17 protein-coding genes and 1 riboswitch are annotated in these 19,134 nt (G+C 47.0%); of the genes, 9 read left to right on the forward strand and 8 right to left on the reverse strand.

The annotated features are described in order from the left end of the window. Positions 1-3 precede the first annotated feature (3 nt). Positions 4-702, reverse strand: a complete 699-nt coding sequence (locus tag M2404_RS09420) for an ABC transporter ATP-binding protein (RefSeq protein WP_259239471.1) — start codon at positions 700-702, stop codon at positions 4-6. Between the two features lie 31 nt (positions 703-733). Continuing rightward, positions 734-2,002 (reverse strand): efflux RND transporter periplasmic adaptor subunit, encoded by a 1,269-nt coding sequence (locus tag M2404_RS09425; protein ID WP_259239472.1) that lies wholly within the window; start codon positions 2,000-2,002, stop codon positions 734-736. 217 nt (positions 2,003-2,219) lie between these two features. Here M2404_RS09425 and M2404_RS09430 point away from each other — a divergent pair, with 217 nt between their 5' ends. The 7 genes from M2404_RS09430 (at position 2,220) to M2404_RS09460 (ending at position 9,194) form a co-directional block, all read left to right on the forward strand. Beyond that, complete coding sequence (locus M2404_RS09430) at positions 2,220-3,146, forward strand: DUF3667 domain-containing protein (RefSeq protein WP_259239473.1); 927 nt, start codon at positions 2,220-2,222, stop codon at positions 3,144-3,146. Between the two features lie 99 nt (positions 3,147-3,245). Further along, positions 3,246-3,785 carry a hypothetical protein gene (locus tag M2404_RS09435; protein ID WP_259239474.1) on the forward strand — a complete coding sequence of 180 codons (540 nt, stop codon included), beginning with the start codon at positions 3,246-3,248 and terminating at the stop codon, positions 3,783-3,785. Positions 3,786-4,025: 240 nt separating this feature from the next. Beyond that, on the forward strand, positions 4,026-4,739 hold the full coding sequence (locus tag M2404_RS09440) for a hypothetical protein (RefSeq protein ID WP_259239475.1): 714 nt from the start codon (positions 4,026-4,028) through the stop codon (positions 4,737-4,739). Between the two features lie 100 nt (positions 4,740-4,839). Continuing rightward, complete coding sequence (locus tag M2404_RS09445; protein ID WP_259239476.1) at positions 4,840-5,841, forward strand: DUF4062 domain-containing protein; 1,002 nt, start codon at positions 4,840-4,842, stop codon at positions 5,839-5,841. A 769-nt stretch (positions 5,842-6,610) separates the two neighbouring features. Then, on the forward strand, positions 6,611-6,976 hold the full coding sequence (locus tag M2404_RS09450) for a cupin domain-containing protein (RefSeq protein WP_259239477.1): 366 nt from the start codon (positions 6,611-6,613) through the stop codon (positions 6,974-6,976). A 115-nt stretch (positions 6,977-7,091) separates the two neighbouring features. After that, positions 7,092-7,469 (forward strand): hypothetical protein, encoded by a 378-nt coding sequence (locus M2404_RS09455; RefSeq protein ID WP_259239478.1) that lies wholly within the window; start codon positions 7,092-7,094, stop codon positions 7,467-7,469. Between the two features lie 264 nt (positions 7,470-7,733). After that, positions 7,734-9,194 carry a carbon starvation CstA family protein gene (locus M2404_RS09460; RefSeq protein WP_259239479.1) on the forward strand — a complete coding sequence of 487 codons (1,461 nt, stop codon included), beginning with the start codon at positions 7,734-7,736 and terminating at the stop codon, positions 9,192-9,194. A gap of 65 nt (positions 9,195-9,259) precedes the next feature. Here M2404_RS09460 and M2404_RS09465 read toward each other — a convergent pair whose 3' ends face one another. From M2404_RS09465 to M2404_RS09490, 6 genes are all read right to left on the reverse strand, one after another. Further along, complete coding sequence (locus tag M2404_RS09465; protein WP_259239480.1) at positions 9,260-11,140, reverse strand: tetratricopeptide repeat-containing diguanylate cyclase; 1,881 nt, start codon at positions 11,138-11,140, stop codon at positions 9,260-9,262. Between the two features lie 88 nt (positions 11,141-11,228). After that, positions 11,229-11,585 carry a YdbL family probable chaperone protein gene (locus tag M2404_RS09470; protein ID WP_259239481.1) on the reverse strand — a complete coding sequence of 119 codons (357 nt, stop codon included), beginning with the start codon at positions 11,583-11,585 and terminating at the stop codon, positions 11,229-11,231. Between the two features lie 7 nt (positions 11,586-11,592). After that, positions 11,593-11,781 carry a YnbE family lipoprotein gene (locus M2404_RS09475; protein WP_068235700.1) on the reverse strand — a complete coding sequence of 63 codons (189 nt, stop codon included), beginning with the start codon at positions 11,779-11,781 and terminating at the stop codon, positions 11,593-11,595. After that, entirely contained in the window at positions 11,778-14,366 is a 2,589-nt protein-coding gene (locus M2404_RS09480; protein ID WP_259239482.1) for a YdbH domain-containing protein, read from the reverse strand. The genes M2404_RS09475 and M2404_RS09480 overlap by 4 nt, the downstream gene beginning before the upstream one ends. Before the next feature lie 157 nt (positions 14,367-14,523). Next, on the reverse strand, positions 14,524-16,239 hold the full coding sequence (locus M2404_RS09485) for a M28 family metallopeptidase (protein WP_259239483.1): 1,716 nt from the start codon (positions 16,237-16,239) through the stop codon (positions 14,524-14,526). 133 nt (positions 16,240-16,372) lie between these two features. Continuing rightward, positions 16,373-16,975 (reverse strand): hypothetical protein, encoded by a 603-nt coding sequence (locus M2404_RS09490; protein ID WP_259239484.1) that lies wholly within the window; start codon positions 16,973-16,975, stop codon positions 16,373-16,375. 98 nt (positions 16,976-17,073) lie between these two features. Between M2404_RS09490 and M2404_RS09495 the strand changes: the two genes are divergently transcribed. Both M2404_RS09495 and lysC read left to right on the forward strand, forming a co-directional pair. Next, on the forward strand, positions 17,074-17,343 hold the full coding sequence (locus M2404_RS09495; protein WP_259239485.1) for a DUF3081 domain-containing protein: 270 nt from the start codon (positions 17,074-17,076) through the stop codon (positions 17,341-17,343). A gap of 176 nt (positions 17,344-17,519) precedes the next feature. Further along, positions 17,520-17,693: riboswitch (Lysine riboswitch) on the forward strand. A gap of 91 nt (positions 17,694-17,784) precedes the next feature. After that, positions 17,785-19,134 carry a lysine-sensitive aspartokinase 3 gene (gene lysC, locus M2404_RS09500; RefSeq protein ID WP_259239486.1) on the forward strand — a complete coding sequence of 450 codons (1,350 nt, stop codon included), beginning with the start codon at positions 17,785-17,787 and terminating at the stop codon, positions 19,132-19,134.

The following is a 19,134-nucleotide window of genomic DNA, read 5'->3' on the forward strand; positions in this document are numbered from 1 at the left end:
TCCTTACGCAGTGTGCTGTGCCAGTGGGTCATACAGGGTAGAGTCGTGCAACTGACCGTCGATGATCTGAATATTACGCCCGGCACGCCGTGCCTGATCCGGGTCGTGGGTTACCATTAAAATAGTGCAGCCTTGCCGGTTTATTTGTTCCAGCAGCTCCATTACCTGGCGTGCCATTAACGAGTCGAGGTTACCGGTAGGTTCGTCGGCCAGTAAAATACGCGGCTCACCGGCGATAGCGCGGGCAATAGCTACCCGCTGCTGTTGGCCACCGGACAGTTGCCCCGGCAGGTAGTCGCGCCGGGCATGCAGGCCTACCAGTTCCAGCGCCTGCTCAATACGCTGTTTGCGCGCGGCAGCATTTAAACCACGGTAGCGCAGTGGCAGCTCGATATTGTCGTATATGCTGAAATCTTTAATTAAATTAAAGCTTTGAAAGATAAAGCCGATCTTTTCATTGCGCAGTTTAGACAACGCAGCATCTGACAGGCCCTTTACCGATTTACCGTCAAGCTGGTAATCACCGCTGTCAAAGCTTTCCAGCGTGCCTAAAATGTTCAGCAAGGTAGACTTACCCGATCCCGACGGCCCGGTAAGGGCGGCAAATTCGCCTTCATTCACCTGCAGGTTAACGTCGCGCAGGGCATGGGTTTCAATTAATTCGGTGCGAAAAATTTTGCCTAGGTTAGTTAGTGTTATCATCTGTTATTCCTATATCTGATCCGTTGTATTGTTAATTCAGGTTTACCCGGTTTTGATCTTTAAAGTCAGCTAAATTGGAAATGACCCATTGCTCGCCTTCAGTAGCACCGCTGAGTATTTCTACCCATTGCACCGACAGGGCACCTAATTCAACCGGCTTACGTACGGCCTGGTTATTGACCACCTGATAGGCCTGGCGGCCACCACCTGAGCTGATAAAGTCGCCACGGGCAATTTTCAGGACATTTTCTTTATGCTCCAGTATTACCCGTGCGGTTAAGCGCTGGCTTTGACGCAATTGCCGGCTGTCGGCCTGGCTAAAACGCACCCGTGCACTAACCTGGTTGTTACGTACTTCCGGCGCAATATAGCTGATGGCACCGCTTAACTGCTGGTTGCCTAAATCAACTTCTACCTGCTGGCCGGGCAATAAATCGCGGGCATAGCTTTCCGGTACGGCAAGTTCAGCTTCGTACTGGCTTAAATCAATAACGGTTAACAGCGCCTGGCCCGGCAACACATGGCTTTGTTGCTCTACCAGCCAGTTTCCCAACTGGCCGGTTACCGGCGCGGTAATATTTAATGCGCTAACTTTACGTTCCAGTTCGTTTACTACCAGTTGCTGGCGGTGAATATCCTGCTGCCGTGAGCTCAACTCAAAGCTCAGCTTGTCTTTTGCCAGCTCAACCTTGCGCTTGGCGTGATCAAACTCCAGGTCAGCTTTAGTGAGATTGTCGGTAGCAATATCAAAGTCCAGTTTGCGAATGACGCCAAGCTCAATCGACTGGGTGGCCCGTTGCAATTCGCGCCTGGCCGCCAGCAAATTTACCTGAGCGGCGTTCATTACCTGTTCCATATCCAGCTGTTGTTCACGCGCATCTAACTGCGCACGTTCAGCTTCACTTTTCATACCCGCCAGTACGGCCTGCTGTTGCTGTAAATCGTTTTGCAGTGCCGGGCTGGTAATGGTTGCCAGCAGATCGCCCAGAGTTACCGCTTCGCCTGGCTGTTTAAATAACTGCACCTGGCCGGTTTCCTGGCTGTACAGGGTTGGGGCATTGGCCGCTACAATACGGCCCTGCACAGCGATATCGCGCACTAAATCACCGCGTTGCACACTGGCAAACTGCATTTGGTTGCGTGGTAAAACTAAACTGGCGCTTTCACCAACCGATTGAAAAAACGCCACCGCCAGTACCAAAGTGGTACCGGTGATGGCAACGGCTGGGAGAAACCGGCGCAGCGCGCTTTTAGGCGGGCGCTGAATAATATTGTCTTGTTGTGCTGTACCCTGGATCATCGTTGCAGTGCTCTTGTCTGTTAGCAATGCTGTGATATAGCAGCTTTAATGCCAATATTTAACTTATTGAATAGTAATAACTTATTGTTTCGTGTGTGGCGTTTTGCAGTGTCCGCGGACAATTGTTGTGTCCGCAGTAACGTTGCGGACAACAGTTGCCAAAACAATTGCTTAACGTAGAATCGGGAGGCAGATAATAATAAAACATGAGACTAAAATGGATTTACAAGCCCGGCAGTGTGACAACTGCCATACCAGCTTACAAGGTGATTTTTGCCATCAGTGTGGCCAGGAAAAGAAAAGCTACATTCGTAATGTCAGTGGTGTGGTAACCGAGTTTTTCGGTGAGTTTAGTAACTGGGATACCCGTGTATGGCGCACACTGGTGCCGCTATGGTTCCGGCCCGGCTACTTAAGCCGCCGCTATGTGCAGGGCCACCGGGTGCCGTATGTGCCGCCATTGCGGTTATATTTATTTACCTCAATTATTGCTTTTTTGCTGTTTGCCCAGCTAATGCCAGAATCTGTGGTTACGGTAAATCCGGCAAACGCTAATGCTCCGCTTGCTATTGATGGTGTTACAGCACAGCAGGCAGAAAATATTAGCGGCCTGCTCAGCGGCATTAACGAAGGCGTAAAAAAGCAGGGGCCGACTGATAGCGATCTGATGTTTTTATCCGATGATAACAAAGACATCTTTTACAGCAAACTGGATGCCATTATTGCCAACCCAAAACTGGCAATAAATAAATTCTTCAGCCTGGCACCGCAAATGATGTTTATGCTGCTGCCACTATTTGCATTGCTACTTAAGCTGTTGTATATCCGCTCTGAGCGTTACTACACCGAGCATTTAATTGTGGCACTGCACAGCCACAGTTTTATTCTGCAATTCTCAGTGTTATATCTGGCATTGCAGGCACTGGCTGCCGTTAGCTGGCCCTGGCTGGTGCAGCCTGTTGAATGGCTGGCCACCGCCACCCTGATTTGGATCCCAACGTATTTATTGTTATGTCAGAAGTTTTACTATCAGCAAGGCTGGGGTAAAACTCTGCTGAAATTCTGGCTTACCAGCGCCTTGTATAGCATTTTGTTTATGTCGGCAATTATTGGCTTAATTATCTTAAGTATTTTGTGGTCTTAAACGGGTAGCGCAAAAAGATAAAGCATAAAATTTGCGCTGCAGCGCACAGCTGCCTGCTATCTTTATTGCCAGTATCAATAAGTAACAGGCGGCTGGCAAATGGCACAGTTTCTGGATGTGATTATCGGCAGTTTTCTTGGCAGCAGCGTGGTAACGGCCTTATTGGGGTTGCTGTTTTTACGGCGTAATAAAACCATTGAAACCCAGATAGAAGCCCAGTTTAGCCAGGGCTTAAAGGTGTTTGAATCTACCCGTAACTGGAAAGAGCAAGCACTTGCCGAGCTGTTTGGCCCGATGCAAATGCAGTTAGAGCGCACCAAACGCGCCTTTCAGCGCTGGGATAATAAAAACCTGCATTTAGAGGCCGAGGTAATTCAAAAGGGCAATATCGCCATTCGCGATCTGTTACTGGCCAAAGGCCATCTGATCCCCGCACAACTTATGACCCACGCTGTTAGCCTGATAGAACACTACGACGCCTGGATAGAAGCCTATAACCGCATTCGCAATGACAATAACCTAACCGCGCAAACCGATTTCGTTTTTGTCGGCCCGGCAGGGTATCCCTTCCCAGCCAAAGCAGAACAGGCATTTAAAGACGAGTTTCACGCTTTGCAGCAAGCATTGTATGGCGTGTAAATTAAAATAAATTGCATGGGTAAATAAACAGTTGCAGGTGAATTTATTGTTAGCAATTAAATCGCAAGCTTAAACCACGCTTTCGCCAGGCAAAGCATTATGTTCAACCAGAAATCTGTTGATTTACTTAATGTTATTGGCTAGTGTGATTTCATTTACAAAATGATAGAAGGGAGTTTACACAGCGTGAAAGCCTGTACGCTCCAAGCTATAAAGCTGTTATATTTTACTGAGCATTCTATGGAAGTAGCTGATATACCAATAAATAAAGCCCGTGGAATTAAACTGGCGTGTTCGGCTTATGATGAATTCTCAAATGCGGCTGATTTCATTTGGAAAACACCACGGTTACTTGACGCCGAGCGCGAAGAAGAACTTGCGAAGTTGCCGATATATTTTCCAAATGCACCTCAATTAGCGTCTTTACGCTGGCAACATGAGAGTGCAAAGTTAGATAGAACATTTCCCTTTTTAATGAGCCGTGGAAACTTATTCTCTATTGCTTCGCTTTATGAGTCATATTTGCACTTACTTGCCAAGGATATCGAAAAATTAACTGGAAACCCGCTTAAATTGGCTCGTGGTCAAGGGGTTTCAAAAATATACAATTACTTCAAGGCTGTTGGTTTAAATTATTCTGCAGTCGATTTGTTTGAGCAAGTCGATGCAGCTCTGAAGATTAGAAATTGTCTTTTTCATGCCAGCGGGATTTTGGATTGGTGTAAGAACCCCGAACAGATTGTTAGGGTCGTAGACGATTTGATTTATCTCAGTAAAGATCATCGGCAGCGCCGCATTAAATCAGATAATCGCGACAATGAAGTGATTATTTCAAAGTCAAAATTTGGACATAGATTGGAAATTATTAATCAGTATCCTTGGATAGTGGCTTTTTATTTTCGAGATTATTTTGTCGGTCTTTGTCTGGAGGCTAAAGGCAAAGGTAAAATATAACAAGCCGCGTCATTCGGGGCCTAAGGCCCCTGCGACGCTCACAAGTTCGCGCGCATGCGCGGGGCGTTAGGTGTCGCACAATTTACATTGCAGGAATTCAATGGAAAAGAGATATCAGGTATTTGTAAGTTCAACTTACGCAGATTTAAAGGAAGAGCGGCAGCGCGTCATTCAAGCCCTTATGGAAATGGATTGTATCCCCGCTGGAATGGAGTTGTTTCCTGCTGCAGACGAAGAGCAATGGGAATTTATAAAGAAAGTAATCGACGACTGTGATTACTATTTATTGATTATAGGCGGTCGGTACGGCTCAATTACTGATGATGGCATAAGTTACACAGAAAAAGAATTTGATTATGCCGTAGAAAGTGGACTCAAAGTAGTCGGCCTGATACATGGTGAGCCGGATGACATTCCATTTGGAAAGTCAGAAAAAGATGAGAGGTTGAGGAATAAATTATTTACCTTTAGAGACAAGGTTATTGATGGCCGTTTGGTTAAGTTCTGGACTGCGGCAAAAGAGCTTCCCGGTCTAGTGGCTCTCAGCATGACTAAAACTATTAAAATGTATCCTGCCACGGGCTGGGTCAGGGCCAACAATATAGCCAATGAAGACATTCTTGTGGAGCTAAATGAACTAAGAAAAGAAAATTCCACACTGCAAAAAAAGATAAATGACAATAAAGTGCAGAATGCCTTGGATGTAACCGATATCGCTGATATCGACTCAAGATTTACAATTCATGGGGAATACAAGGTCTACCGGCTCGGCCATGATGTGAGGAGCTACACCTTTGAAAGTGTAATTTCTTGGAAAGAAATGTTCACGCTAATATCTCCATATCTTGTCGACTATTACAATGAATCAGGCGTAGATAGCAAATTGGCAAACTGCTTACTTGAACGGGAAGGAAAATCTGGCAGTAGCGTTTCTATAAACGAACAAGAATTTAAAACTATAAAAATACAGCTTGAAGCCTACGGGCTTATAAAAACAGAGCGCCTGAAAACTGTTAAAGGAAATATGGCAACATTTTGGTCTTTAACTGAGAAAGGCAAGAAGTTAATGATCGAAAGCAGACTAGTGCGTCAAAACACCTAACACATATGAGCCTTCCCGGACTCAATAGGCAAAACCACTCTTCTGGCCGCATCAGCGGCCAGGCTGTTGTCCATCAGCAAGATAGGCTGCTTTATCTGTCATCATGGTTGCCAGGCGACAGCCTGCAACAAACACATATCGGGGGCTCTCTTATCTCACTCTTAATAAGTGCCTGCTGATAGGTTTTGCCTCACTACTACCTTCCAGATACGCCACCTCAAAGAAGTCTTTGTGCGTATCTAAGCCTATAAAAGTTATGCTACTGTTAACTACGCTGACTGCCAGTACTGCATCTTCATCAAATACGGTATGGCTCTGGCTGCAAAGCTAACCCATGCACCCGGATGTCAGCACCATGTGAGGGAGCGCGCAATTGCTCGCAAGGCACGCACTTGGAATCAAAATCTGGTATGTAATCTGGGCGGTGATTATAAAAATGGGAAGCAAATTTTTATGCGAGTGTGGATATCACGTGAGGACAAACATGTTTGAAGGACATTCTATATACAGAATGTTAAGCGATAACGATGTCGACTCAATTGATGATTCTGATAACGCAAAAGATCTCGTTGAATTATGGCTCGGTTCTCAGGAAGTAATAAGATGTAAGGGCTGCGGTTGCCTCTATCTATGGGATCCGAGTGCCAATCTATATGAGAAATATGTAAAAGTTGGCCTTTAAGTGCTTTGGATGTAATTCTCAAATGCTGGCTGTAAACGGGCGTACACTGCTCACTCCTGCGGCAGTACATAAATGTATGGATAAAAGATGACGTTTAACGCTATAAATTTTAAAGATAAATTTTCTAAGTTTTCTGAGCACTGGTCCCCTCGTGTTATCGCAGAAATGAACGACTATCAATTTAAACTGGTGAAAGTAGAGGGGGATTTCGTTTGGCATAACCACCCGGATACAGATGAGGTTTTTATTGTGATTGAAGGCACGCTGAATATTGAATTTCGGGACGGTGTTGTTAGTTTGAATGCCGGTGAAATGTTTGTGATACCAAAAGGGGTAGAGCATAAGCCTGCTGCCGCCAATGAATGTAAAATTATGATTGTAGAGCCTAGAGGTGTTGTTAATACAGGTGACTCGGGTGGTGAGCTAACGGCAGAAAATGATATTTGGGTGTAATGTGCGGCTAACAAACAGCTTAATACATGGATCGCAGACCACTTACACAGATTTAAGGCAACATAACACAAAGCAGCAGATGCGTATTACGCGTCTGCTTTAAACGTAGGTAACCATGAGAACTCTATTTTTATCAACAATAGCCATTTTTCTATCAGCCTGCACTGACCCGTGTGTAGATGAAATTATTCGTCAAGTTGCTGACAAAGAACAAAAAACTGCCGCTGTACATATACGCCGAAACTGTGGTGCTACCACAGGCTATGTCGAGCAAGTTTACATTGTAGTTTCTGGTGCAAGTTATAAAGATGCCGAGCCGATTTTTACAGCTGACAAGGTTGATAATCTGGCTGTTAATTGGTTGGATGGCCGAACTTTAGAAATTAGCTATGATGCAGCCAGAATATTTAACTTCAAAAACTTCTGGCACTCTGCTGAAGTTGATAACTTTCAATACGTTATTAAAGTTGTACTACGTGAGAGCAGCCAGTGATTAGCAGTGTTAGATAAGCAAACCGGCTATAAACCGGCTTGCTCCAGTAAGGTTGCCATATGCTGCAGAAATGCACTTTTCCTGAGCACCGGGAGATTGGTGGGGTAAGCACAGTTGCCGGTCAATTTCGCTGTGCTGCATCTGCGACTATAGGCTAGTATTCAGTAAGGAAATACCGTGTTATTCTGCCGGATCATAAAGTAAATGCTAACCACGTGTCATAGTTGATTTACCTAAGTACCTAAAATAATAAGGAATTTTCTAATGCTGATTTTCTTTGCCTGCATAGCCATACTTCTTGTAGGCTATAAGTTCTACAGCCCCTTTGTTGAAAAACAAGCCGGTATAGACCCTAATATCAAGACGCCTCAAGAACGTTTAAACGATGGCGTTGACTATGTTGCAGTTAGTCCCTTTAAAGCGTTTTTAATCCAGTTTTTGAATGTTGCCGGTGTTGGCCCTATTTTTGGTCCTATTTTGGGTGCGTTATACGGCCCTGTAGCACTTGTCTGGATAGTTATCGGCAATATCGTTGGTGGCGCAGTACATGATTACTTTTCTGGTGTAATGAGCCTGAAAGAAGATGGCAAGAGTTTGCCAGAAATTGCTGGTAAGTATTATAACGTGGTGTTTAAAGGCGTTATGCTGGTCTTTACTGCCATGCTGCTGTTCTTTGTTGGTGTAGTGTTTATTATGAGCCCGGCAGGGCTATTGAGTAATTTGTCTTATTTTGAAGGTACTTTTTTAGCAGGTAATACCTTTTGGGTATTGGTAATACTGGTGTACTACTTTTTAGCGACCTTGCTACCGATTGATAAAATTATCACTAAGCTGTATCCGGCATTTGGTTTGCTGATGATTGTTATGACAACATTAATTGCTGGTGCATTGCTGATGGAGGCGCCGCATCTTCCTCAGGTAAATGATATTTTTGCCTATTTTCATGGCCATCATGATCATGACTTTTTAGCACCAAATCCGGATGGTTTGCCAATTTGGCCATTGCTGTTTTTAACCATTACCTGCGGTGCTATAAGTGGTTTTCACTCGACACAATCGCCTATGATTGCCCGTTGCCTTACGAATGAAAAATATGCCCGTCCGGTTTTCTACGGCGCAATGATGTGTGAAGGTATTGTGGCTTGTGTTTGGGCTTTGGCCGGTATTGCTGCGTTCCCGGGCGGTTATGTTGAGTTAAAAGCTATGCTGGCTCAAGGTGGCCCTGGTTTAGTGGTTAACCATATTGCGACCAGCTACCTTGGCATTTTCGGTGGCGTTATGGCTATTCTTGCCGTGGCTATTTTTCCGATCACCTCAGGTGACACCGCGTTCCGTTCGTTGCGTCTAACCATTATGGATGCCTTTAAAATTTCGCAAACAACCGTGCACAGACTTGCGTTGGCGGTGCCAATACTGGGCGTTGCCTATTTGATGACGTTCCTGGATTTCTCGTTGATCTGGCGTTATTTCGCGTTCTCGAATATGCTGTTATCAACCAGCGTATTGTGGTTAGCAACAAAATATCTGTTTGACAGAGGCACGTTCCACTGGATTACCAGTGTTCCGGCTGTAATTGGTACAGCTATAACGGTGGCTTATATTGCTACTGCGGGTATTGGCTTGAATTTGCCTGCTACATACAGCAAGCCGATAGGTATAGTTGTAGCGGTAGTGTGTTTGATAGGGCTGGTTATGGCGCATAATAAGCGTACTGCAACAGCGTAAAACATTCGTTTAAAAACGGCGCTTGTGTTATCGGCGCCGTTTTTTTATGCCTGATATATCTACATTTACTGGCAGGATCTGTTCCGGCCGTTAGCTTTGGCTTTATATAACGCATCATCTGCACGGCCCAGCGTAATATTTAATAACTCATCGTGTCGGCTTTGTGCAATACCTAAACTGCAGGTAATAGAAAACGGCTGTTTACTGTCATTCACCTCAATAGCTGCCACGGCATGGCGTAAACGTTCGGCTATTATCTCTGCCTGTTGTAGTGTGGTATCGGGCAGTACAATCAAAAACTCTTCGCCACCGGTACGGCCAAAGTGATCCTGCTCACGCAATAAGCTGCTGACAGTAAGGCTAAACTGCTGCAGGGCTAAGTCGCCTGCTTCATGGCCATAACGGTCGTTTACCTGTTTAAAGTGATCCAAATCCAGGCTCAAAAAGCTCAGTGGCAAGGTGGTATCAAGCGCTTTTACCCGTTCTTGCTCGGCCAGCAACATAATACGCCGCCGGTTGGCAATACCGGTTAGCTCGTCTGTCATGGCAAGGTTATGCAGCCTGCTGTTGCGTTTTTTTAATGACACAGCTGCACTAAATAAAATCAGCAGTAGTAAGGCAATTAAGCTTAATGCAACGTATTGCCAGCGCTGAGCCAGTTGCAGGGTGCTGACGTGCTGTTGCATCAGGGCTTTTTCTGCCGCCAGTTGCTGGTTGCGCTCTTGTTGGCGGGCTGAGTCAAACTGGATGCGCAGTAAATTACTTTGTTGCTCTCTGGCTAGCTGCTGTTGCTGCTGATTACTGCTGACATAGTGCTGCAGCATTTGGTAGGCTGCAATGCCATCACCGGTTGCTGCCAGCGCCGCTGCCCTTGCCTGATACAGCATCAGCCGGTAACGTGGGTTGTCATCAATACTGAGATACTGTTCTGCCAGTGTAACCTGATGTAGCGCATCTTCGGGTTGTTGCAGCGCAACAAGGGTTTCGCTGTGGTACAGCGCCAATAGCCCTTTGTAGGTGGCTAGTGACGAGTGATCCTGTACGGTGCTGCTCTCCAGCTCGGCAAGTGCCTGGCGGTGAAACAGTGAAGCGTTATCATATTGTTGCAGCAGGTTATATATCCACACCAGGTTTACTTTTATATACGTTTGCCAAAGTGGTTCATCCAGCTGCTGGTATGCCTGCAAAGCTTGTTCAAACAGCTCGAGTGCCTGCTTTGGCTGGCCCAGTTCGGCATAAGAAAAGGCTTTTTCGTTCAGGATCATCGCCAGGCGGAATTGCTCCTGGGGGGCAGTAAATTCCTGCTCAGCCTGTTCCAGATAGTTCAGTGCATCCTGATATAAACCCATGCGGCGGTAAGTGGCAGCGATGGATAACACTAAATCATTGATGTAAGAGCGGTACCCTAAGCTAAGCTGCAATTGGTAGGCACTGACATAGTGCTGCATAGCATCAGCATAATTGCCGCGGTAAGAGTCAATACTGCCCAGCAAGCTTAAACTAATGGCGATACTAAGCGGGTTTTCACTGGCACTGGCGGCATCATAGCTTAGCCTGGCATTTTGTTCGGCCAGCTGGGTTTGCCCAAGTTGGCTGTAAAGATAATAACGGCAGACATAATAGTCGGCTAACGTTTCATAATCATGCTTTGCTTTAGCCTGGCTGATTTTTTCATCACTAAAGCTGATACCCTGTTCTGGCTTATCAAAATACGCCAAAGTACAGCGCAGCCGGTTAAGCATGCTGGTACGTTTGGTATCGTTGGCGGGCAGGGCGGCTTCAAGTTCAAGCAGGGTTTGCTGATAATCTGCAATGCTGAAAAATGGCCGTTCGCCACGTTCTATTTGTTTAACCAGGGCATCAAACTGCTGTGGTTGCAGCGCACCGGCGCCGTATAAACTGGCGCAAAACAAGCAAACAAAGCCGATATAAGGTTTTACTGGCATAAATATGCCCTATGCCAATAAGTTACAGATTCCGGCATCTTGTTTGCAGATGCCGGCTTGGTATGTATAACGCTTAAAGGGCCGGGGCTCAGGGCTTTTTAACCCAGTTACCGTCAAGCAAAATATAGTGCCCTGCGCTGGTGCGCTCGAGGGCTTTTTTGCCTGCCATTGCTTCTACATCGGCTACTGCAATATTGTTTTGCTGCGCCAGTTTGGCGTATTCAGCCCGGCGGGCGTCGTTAATCAGTTTAACAATATTGGCTGCGTCGCCGCTGTTGTTAACTACACCTAAATAGCCGTTAGCCTGCTCGCCAACCAGGCCTTGTGTTTTGGCCTGGCCCAGTGCCGACATCGCTTGTTGTAAGTTCATTGCCAGTACCGGCAGGCTAATGGCAAACAGCGCAGGTAACAGCAGCAGTTTTAATTTATTAAACCGTTTCATCATGTGCTCCTTAGAATAAACCACTGTCATCGCTGAACAATTCATCCAGCTGTTTATCGACTTTAATATAGATTTCGTGCTGAATCTTTACATTCAGGTTAATGTTAATCGGTTCGGCCGGTAAAGCCACCTGCACTTTGGGGGTACAGGCGGCCAGTAACAGTGCCAGCACGACTGCTCCGCTAAGTTGTTGTATCATGGTTGTACTCCGTTAGCGCGTTTTGCGCCTGACTGTTGTAAACGTTGTTGCACCCGTTGCTTTATTTTATCGCTGATTTTACTGCTAAGCTGCAGGCTGGTGATCAGCGCCGGTATATCTTCTTCTAAATTAATATTTAAATTTATTGCCCGGCCAGCTTCCAGCGCCGGGTTTTGTCCTTTCAGGGTTAAGCCCAGCAACAATTTACCACTGGTATCATAGCTGACATTACTTGATAGCACTGAATAATGAAAATCGTCCAGTGCTTCCAGCACCACTTTCATGCCCTGATTGGTTGCTGCCATAGATTGCGCTGTCGGTGGCCGGTACTGTAACTTGCCGCCGGGGCTTTCTGCAGCAATACTACCATCTTTTACGCTGGCCCCATTACGCCCCAGCAGCAGCGGAATAGTGCCGGAGATCCGGCCATTGCCGGTAAGATCGGTAGTAGGGTGTTGTTGCAGCAACTGGGTTAAGTCTATTTGTTTTAACTCCAGTAATAATTGTTGCTCTGCCAGGGTTAAGTCCAGCAATACCGGTTGCACCTGTATCTGCCCGCCCATAGCCAGCAGCTGTAATTGTTGTATATCCAGTTTACCGGCAGTAACGGCATCGGTACCGGCAGTATATTGCGCATTTAATTTTAGCGGCCCCACCACTACGCCGTGTTCAATTTCGGCTACGGTGGCATCAGTAGTACCAAGCTGCAGTGTATCGGCCTGGTATTGTAGCTGCAGTGCTGTGGTTAACTCTTTAAACAAGCTGCGATCATAAATGCCACTGATACCCGACAAATTAACATTAGCACGGGCACTGATTGCCGGTAGCAGAGTTAGTTCACCGGTGCCACCGATACGGCCACGGCTAAACTCGAGTAAATCGGGCCAGGCGGTTAAGGTTGCGGCCAGCGGGTTACCGGCCAGCAAAAACATATCATCCAACTGCCAGCTAAGTTCAAGCTTATCCTGCTGATAACGCAACTGATGTTTCAACCCCAGGCTGGCTGCATTGCTTAGATGGCCGTCAAGCGTTAAGGCGCCAAGTTCACCCCTGAGTTTACTTTGCCACTGCCAGCTTTGGGTTTTTAACTGTGAATGCTCAAGCCCGGCCATACTAAGGTTGATATCGCTATATAATTGAACCCGGCTGAAGCGGGCGTCTCCGCTAAACCGGCCGGGGCTGATATTGAGTTTAATATTGCGGCCATGAATATCCGGTGCGCTCAGGGTTGCGGCACTGGCGGTTAATTGCTGTACATCCAGCTGCCAGCTGTCAGAGAGCCAGTAAGCGTTAAAGGTGCTATTAAGCTGTATATCGGTCAGTTTAGTGTCGGGTGCCGGGTTAAACAGCTGCTGCTTCAGGCTTAGCGTAGTTTGTTGCAACTGCGCACTGATTGGCGGGGTAAGGTTAAGCATTACATTGCTGGTTAAGCCCAGCACGGTTTTACCTTCGCTGTTAAGTGCAACATAAAGTGGCAGGGCGTTAAGTTGTGGTTGGTTTTTACCGTCGGCATTAACGGTAATATGCAGCGCATCAGCATTCAGGCCCAATTGCAGTAAGTCACCGGATAACTGCGGCTTTAATAAAGTTAGCTGGCTGTTTAACTGATACTGGCTAAGTTCACCTTGCTCAAGAGCAAGTTTAGCGGCTACCGTGCCTTGTAACTGGCCTATGCCCGGCAGGCTAAGCGGGGCGGGCAGGTTAGCACTTAGCTGCCAGTTACCGCTGGCTTGCTGGCTAAAGCCGGCCAGGCTGAGTTGCTCTGGTAGTGCCAGCTGCCAGCTACTTTGTACTGTTACCGGTGCGGTAAACTGTGCCAAAGCATCTGCAGGCAGCTCAATTTGCCACAGTTTAAATTGTTGTAGTAGCCAGGGCGAAGGCGGGGCAATATCCAGTTTAAACTCGCCACTGGCGTTGATGCCGTTTTGGGCTGAAAGTTGCTGGCTAAGCTCAAGCCAGGCGCTGTCATCCAATGTAAGTTGGGTATTAAGCAGAGGCAGATTTTGTATGGTCTGATAATCACCGCTTAGTTTGAGCCGCGCGATATTGATGCTGCCTGCATCGGTGCTGGCAGCATCAGCAACAGTAAGCTGGTACTGCAGTTTTTGTTGCTCTATGCTCAGTTCAGCCTGGAGCTGATAACTGCAGCGGTTCTGGCCGCAAGGCAGGTTAATACCAAGTTGTTGCAGCGAAACGCTGCCGGGTAATATGGCTGGCAATTGCCAGTTTTCCGGCAGGCTAAAAGCAGGTTCTGATGGTGTTGCTGTATTGGTGTCGGGCTGCGGCCAGCGGGTAAGGGTAATATTGCCGCTACCCAACTGTACATGATCAAGCGCCACACTAAACCATGCCGGAAACTGCCAGCTCACTGCAATGTCATTTAACTGTACGTGAACATCTGCAGCGTCAATATTGAAACTGAGCTGGCTTAACTGCAATTGGTGCAGTGACAGGGTTTTAACCTCGTAATGCAGATTTTGTACGGGCAGGGCGGCTAGCGTTTTTTGCAGGTACCAGTAACCCGTGGCCACTAACAGCAGCACTAGCGCTAAACTTGTAAGCAGTGTTTTATGCCACCAGCGCATGGGATTATCCTTTAGTCGATTGAGCCGACAGTAAGCTGAACTTACTGAATAGATTATGAATATATCAGCTGGGCCGGGTTATCTCTATCTGGCAGTGGGATAAAGATAGCAGTAATAAAAAAGGGCAGCCTTAGCTGCCCCGGTATTTTAAAGTTTTTTACTTACGCGCATCGGCTGAGGCATCGCGTATTGCTTTAAATTCGTTACCCTGATTCCAGTTTGGCCAGGTACGGCTGTTAGCCAGCTCGTTGCCAACCTGATAAAACAGGAATAAGTCTTGCTGGGCGCCGCGTAAATCCCAGTCGTCGTTCCACTCGTCATTAACCTTGTGGTAGCAGCAGGCATTGTATTCAGCACGCTGGGCTTTGCCCCATTCTATGCCTTTTTCAAAGTGGTCGTTACCGCCCTTTGCATAAAGAATTGGTACGCCTTTTTTCGACAGGTTAAAGTGATCTGAACGATAAGCGATACCGGCTTCCGGGTTATGTTCACGCACGGCATAACGGCCTTGTTGTTCGGTATACTTAATCAAAATATCTTCAGCATTGTTATTACCCAGGCCAACAATCACCATATCTTTCATCGGGCCATACACGTTCATTACGTCCATATTAATGCCTACCACGGTTTTCTCCAGCGGAAATACCGGGTTAGCGGCATACCAGGCTGAACCTAACAGGCCGCGTTCTTCAGCTGTTACCGCAACAAATACCACTGAGCGCTCTGGTTTTGCCTGTTCGGTGAAATATTCAGCCAGTGCCAGCAAGCCGCCGGTGCCGGATGCATTATCCTGAGCGCCATTAAATACTTTGTTTTTCGGGTTAGAGAAGTCCATCCCCAGGTGATCCCAGTGGGCCATATACAGCACGTATTCGTCCGGATATTTGCTGCCTTCGATATAACCTACCACATTGCTGGATACCAGCTCGCGCAGATTGTTATTTATGCTGACAGATGCGGTGGCATTCAGCGCTACCGGTGCAAAATCTTTTTCCAGCGCTTTTTTATGCATGCTGGCTAAATCGGTACCAATATTAGCGAAAAGCTTTTCGGCGGCTTCTGCCGTTACCCAGCCTTCTACTTTGGCGCGATCCATGTTTTTGTTTTCGTTGATTAAATCAAATTTAATCGGTGAGCCATGTGCTACTACCCCCCAACCATAGCTTGCCGGTGCGGTTTCATGAATAATCAGCGCCATAGCGGCACCCTGGCGGGCTGCCTCTTCAAACTTGTAGGTCCAGCGGCCGTAGTAGGTCATGGCATTGCCGTTAAATAATGCCGGGTCCTGGGTAGCAAAGCCCGGATCGTTTACAAACATCACCACGGTTTTGCCTTTTACATCCAGTCCTTCGTAGTCGTTCCAGCCATATTCCGGCGCTACTATGCCGTAGCCGACAAACACCATTTCGCTATCAGTTACTGTAACCTGTTCGGTTACCTGGGTGGTCCAGGCTGTCATATCGTCGCGGTAGTTAAACTGCGCCGGTAACTTATCGCCTTTTAATGTCATGGCTGATACCAAAACCGGATCAATTTGTACCAGTGATACCGGTTGTTTATAGCTGTCACCATCAATAGGTTTTAAACCGATGCGGCGGAAATTGTCTTCCAGAAAAGCTACGGTTAATTCTTCACCTTTTGTGGCAGGCGCGCGGCCCTGAAATTCGTCTGCTGACAGTGTTTTGATGTATTCGCCTAAACGCGGATTGACTTCGGTAAACTGTAATTCGCTGCTTTTAGCTTCAGTTTCGCTTACGACAGTAGAGTTAACTTCAGCTGTTTTTTCGCTGGCTGGTTGCTCTGAACAGGCAGTTAATACCGCCATGGCTGTCAGCGCAGTAGCAAGCGCGCTAAAGCGGGAAAGGGTAATCATAGTGGCTCCGTGGTTTTTCTTGTTGTTTGCTTCGTTATCTGGCGCATTGGGGCGGCACCAGTTGGACAAAATCAGTTTATCTTAGCCTAACTGAAATCAGGCAACCAGCTTACCGGTCGCCTGTGCCGTGGTATTAGTCTTTATAGCCCCATGGTGTTGGTGGCAGAGCAACCGGTTTGGTTAAATCAAAATCAACCCTGAACTCGCGGCCTTCACGCACCAAACGGTAGCTAAAGGTTTGCGGGTAAATATACATCTGCCAGATATTGGTATTTGACTGCGGGTTACCTAAACGGGAAAACAACTCTTTAGAATATTGATCGGCCGGAAAGCTTTGCACTGTAGGCCAGCCCGCGTCTGTCGTATGGCCGCCATACATGGTAGAAACGTCATGGCTACCGTTTTTTTTGCGGTGATCGTGTTTTAAACTCAGGCCAGAACCGGTTTTAGTAATAATCCAGGTACGCGAGTGATCATCACCAACATGAAACGGAATTTGTAATTGGGTGTCTGTACAGTTACGCACATGCATAACTAAACGGCCTTCAAAGCCTCCACTTTGCGGGTTATCGACACTGATTTTGCCCTCATAGGCTTTGCCGCAATGGGCGCGCAGGTTGTCGAAATAGGCGTCGTGGCTGGCGATAGAAACCAAAGGGGCGTCCTGTACAACGTTTGCTGCAGCGGTAGCAGAAAATGTCAGGGCGATAGCGGTTGTAATGAAGGTCTTTTGCATATATTTCTCCTTATAAGACGACCGGACTATAACCTTTGTCCGTATTGGCTGCAAACCAGTGTTACTCTTAAAGCAACAGATACAGGAGCAAAAGACAGATGCAAAATGAATTGGATGCTAAATTTTTATTCAGCGTGTTTAGCAAAATAGAAAAGCACGGCAAGGCTATAAATAACGAGCTTGGTGCCGGTTTTGAACTGGATGGCGTAACGGTAAATTCCGGTTTTGACGGTTACGAAGCGTATTTTAGCAATGGCAAGGTGCAGCTAACCCTGGGGTTTCATAATAAATGGCATAGCGATGCGAATTCAGAAACCGATATGGATGAATTTATGGCGCAGCTGCGGAAAATTAACCGGCAGTACTAATTTATTTCACGGCGGCTAAGGATTTGTTCAGTTTAAACCGCTACCATAGCACGCAATTGTAAGCGCTGGCAGACGCAGCAGCAGGCGTTAACTGTGTAACTGTTTTTTAGACGGCTAAAAGGCTATTGCCTGAGCGATAAAAACAAGGTAAGGTGTCGCCCGTCAATCATATCTGATAGACCAGAAGAGGTGCGTTAGCCAGGTAGTTCAGGACAGATGTCTATACATCGCAGCCTGAATAAGGGGGGACTAACGCCGAGAGAGGTGCAGTTATAGAGCTGCACTTCTCGGTCGTTAAGGCTGAATCCTTGCGACTGTCACCTGAATTTCGGTGGAGAGCTTCTGGCCTTTGTTAATTACACAAGCGGTCTGTTGCCATTCTCGTTTTGCTGTTAGCAAATGCCATGCTCTGCTTATTATGTTTTATAAGGAGAGGCACCCTTGTCCAAACTTATTGTTGCAAAATTTGGCGGCACCAGTGTCGCAGACTTCGATGCTATGTCACGTTGTGCCGACATTATTCTGGCAGAACCGGCTATTCGTTTAGTGGTGGTTAGCGCCAGTTCCGGCGTAACTAACCTGCTGGTTGATATTACCAAACATACAGATATTACCGAGCGCTATGCCTGCTATCAGGGCATTGAGCATATTACGCTGGCCGTACTTAACCGCTTGCAGCACAGCGATACCGTAGCGGCTGATATTGAGCAATTGCTGTCGGCTCTTAAAGAGTTGATAGAACAGGGCGGCGCGGTATACAGCGGCGCGCATAAAGATGAAATTCAATCTTTTGGTGAGCGCTTAAGCTCGGTGTTGTTTGCTCAGGTATTGCGTGAGCGTGGCGCTGCCGGGCTGTGTTTTGATGCCCGCCGCGTATTACGCACCAACAGCCGCTTTGGTAAAGGCGAGCCGCAAATAGAGCAAATTAGCGAGCTGTGCGCCATACAATTGCACCCTTTGCTGGCGGATAACGTAGTGGTTACCCAGGGCTTTATTGGCGCCGATGATATCGGCCAGACTACCACGCTTGGCCGGGGTGGATCTGATTACAGTGCCGCGTTGTTGGGTGAAGCTTTACATGCAGCAGTGGTACAAATATGGACCGACGTGGTAGGTATTTTTACTACCGACCCACGCTTAACCGAGCAGGCGCGCTGCATTAAAGAAATCAGCTTTGATGAAGCTGCTGAAATGGCCACCTTTGGTGCCAAAGTATTACACCCGGCAACCTTAATACCGGCAATGCGGCGTAATATCGGTGTATTTGTCGGTTCCAGCCGCGAGCCACAGGCCGGAGGTACCTGGATAGCCAAAGAGGTAAAAGAGCGCCCGCCGTATCGGGCTATAGCGCTCAGAAAATCCCAAACACTGATCACAGTTAAAAGCCCTGCCATGTTGCATGCAGCTGGGTTTTTAACCCGGGTGTTTGATATTTTAAGCCGGCATCAGATTTCGGTTGATTTAGTGACTACCTCTGAAATCAGTGTAGCGCTAACATTAGATGAAGGCGGTATGAGCAGTGCTTTCAGCGTTTCGGTAGAACCTGCAATTAACGAGCTGCGCAGTTTTTGTGAAGTGTCTGTAGAGCAGGGCTTAAGCCTGATTGCCGTAATTGGTAATCACCTACACAGCAGCAAAGGGGTCACCGGTGATTTATTTAATACCCTGGAGCGCATTAATATGAGGCTGATATGCCATGGCGCATCAAAGCACAACTTATGCTTTTTAGTGCAGGATGCCGATGCCCCGGCAGTAGTAAAACAGCTGCACCAAAGTTTATTTAGTGCTTAA

Origin of the sequence: Rheinheimera pacifica (genome assembly GCF_024809855.1) — a bacterium.
GTDB classification, from domain to species: domain Bacteria; phylum Pseudomonadota; class Gammaproteobacteria; order Enterobacterales; family Alteromonadaceae; genus Alishewanella; species Alishewanella pacifica_A.